The organism is Empedobacter falsenii (genome assembly GCF_019308355.1).
Classification (GTDB): domain Bacteria; phylum Bacteroidota; class Bacteroidia; order Flavobacteriales; family Weeksellaceae; genus Empedobacter; species Empedobacter falsenii_B.
On record NZ_JAAGKM010000088.1, the window covers coordinates 1 to 2,393 of the forward strand.

At 25.5% G+C, this 2,393-nt stretch carries 3 protein-coding genes; all 3 read left to right on the forward strand.

The features are described from left to right. Positions 1-145 precede the first annotated feature (145 nt). From G0Q09_RS14775 to G0Q09_RS14785, 3 genes are read left to right on the forward strand one after another with little or no spacing between them, the layout of a single operon-like run. Positions 146-550 carry a hypothetical protein gene (locus G0Q09_RS14775; protein ID WP_219035461.1) on the forward strand — a complete coding sequence of 135 codons (405 nt, stop codon included), beginning with the start codon at positions 146-148 and terminating at the stop codon, positions 548-550. Between the two features lie 17 nt (positions 551-567). Continuing rightward, positions 568-1,347 (forward strand): hypothetical protein, encoded by a 780-nt coding sequence (locus tag G0Q09_RS14780; protein ID WP_219035462.1) that lies wholly within the window; start codon positions 568-570, stop codon positions 1,345-1,347. A 2-nt stretch (positions 1,348-1,349) separates the two neighbouring features. After that, positions 1,350-2,174 carry a hypothetical protein gene (locus G0Q09_RS14785; protein WP_219035463.1) on the forward strand — a complete coding sequence of 275 codons (825 nt, stop codon included), beginning with the start codon at positions 1,350-1,352 and terminating at the stop codon, positions 2,172-2,174. Positions 2,175-2,393: the final 219 nt, after the last annotated feature.

Sequence of the window (2,393 nt, forward strand, 5' to 3'; positions counted from 1 at the left end):
ATTGAAATATGGTAAGGTCAAAAATCCTAATGATTTTCCTACATTTCAAATTAATCAAAATAATAATACAATAATATTAAATAAAAACTCTACTTTTAAGTGTTCTTAACAAGGGGAAGATTACAACCTTTAGCTTTTATTAATTATGGAAAAAACTTTTAAAAAAATTGAGCAGTTCATTATGAAGAATAATATTTCAAGATGGCTGTTATTTCTTCCTGCATCAGTTCTGTCAGCATTTATCGTAGGTTTTTTGGTTCAATTAATAATAAACATTGCTTTTTCATATTTTGGTATTTATGATGATGTAAAATTATTTCGATATATAATTGAGGGTTTCTTTTGTGGATTTACACTAATGTATGTAGCTGGTTATATTGCTCCAAATAAGATTGTAAAAATTATCATTCTCTTGATTTTATTGAGTTTGTGTGTTGTTCAAACAATATCAATTTTTATTAACAACAATAATGACTATATGTTATTGCTTTATGGTGCTCTTTTATTATTAGGAGCATACATTGCAAACAAACTTTTAATAATTGAATAACATAAAACTTTATAAACATGCTAAATTTATCCTTCTTCTTATTAATAATAATAATTGCTATCTACAAAAAGAAACCGCAAAAAAACAAGCAAATTTGGTTTATTGTATTTAGGTATTTAATTGCCGCTTTAATGATTACCTTTTTGTTAATATTGGGTTCTGCTTTAGAGGAAAGTACAACAAGCTACAATTCTCTATCATACATTATAGGAACTAAAATGTCAGCAAACATATTTGCATTTCTTATATCTATTCCAATTTTATATTTCTCTTTAAAAAGAAAAATGGAAGGTAAAATGAAATATAAACATCCACTTCTATTAATAGGTTTATTCTTAATGACATTAGTTTTAGGATTATATATTGAAGATCAAAAAAATATCCAAGAAGCTGAAATAAGAGAATTATTAGATAAACATAAATCTAATGAAGAGTCAAAAATAGATGAGCAAAGTGAAAATCCTATAAATATAGTAGAGCAAACTGTTGATTTATTCAAGGAAAGTCTACCTATAAAGATGGATGATAATTTAGTGTTAGAAAAAGTATTTTTTAAAAAGGATGAAAATTATGTTGTGTATGTAGTGAAAGACAATACTAAATCTTTTGATGAATACTCTGTGGAAGAAATAGAATACTTGGAGGTAGAATATAAAAAAATATTTTTAGAGATTTCTAAAGGTAATCCTAATAACAAATATTTTGTTAATGCAAATACTGCAATCAAATACTATTTTGTTGACACAAATGATAAGCTTATATTTTTTGTTACACTATTACCTGAAGAATACAAATAGATATGCCACAACGAAAAACACCATTTATAACAGGTGAACAATCTGCAGCAAATTTACAAATTAATAATCCAGAAGCTTATTTACAAAAGGCAAGGGGAAATTTAGGTATTCCAGAAGAATACTCTGATAAACAACAAGCTGTTCTTTCATCAACTCCTGGTGATGCTGAGTCAAGAAATAAAATACAAGAAGAGCTTGATTCAATAAATAGAGTTGATTCAATAATTGTAGTTGATGATGTAGCGATAAGAGATTCTATAGCAATATGGGATTCAATTAATAATGTTGTAGTAGAAAAAGGTGAAAATAATACTTTAAAAGAAATTCAAAACAATTATTTAGAGGGGATTAGCTATTTTTCAGGACTTGCAATCCCTATTGTAGTAATTATTCTGTATTTTATTTTTGATAAAAAGAATCAACACCAAAAAGAATTTAAGTTTGATCAAAAAGAATATGTTCCTGAAGATACTTCTTCAAAAAGAAGACAATCATATCAAAGTACAATTAACAAATTAAAAAACTTAAAGGAATCAATATTGAAAAGATATAAGTCAATTAACTTAAAATCAAAGTTAAGTTATTTAGGTTATGCTGAAATTATAGTTATTTCCCTTTTAACAGGGACAATAATATTTAGTTTGTTTGGGTACTTATTTGGTGAAGAACAATATTTTAATGAAGTAGGTAAAAGGATTTATAAAAGTACTGATGCAATAAAGCATATTAAAATGAACTATACTTTTGGGGTAATAGGATTTATTTTGAGTGCTGGTATAACTTTCTTGTATTTAAAGACCATTAATAAAAAAAATAAATTATCATAAGCAATGAATATTCAAATTTCAGAGAATTTAATCAAAATAACACTTTCAGTTTTGTTTCTATTGTGTTTGATAGATATGCCATATGGTTTTTATCGACACTGTACCAAAAACTGTGTAAGTATAAAATTCTGCTTGGGTTAAAATCGAGCAGAATTTTTTTTATACATTTAATATTTACATATTTATGGAAACAAAAGACCTATTTCCGGATGATTTTTT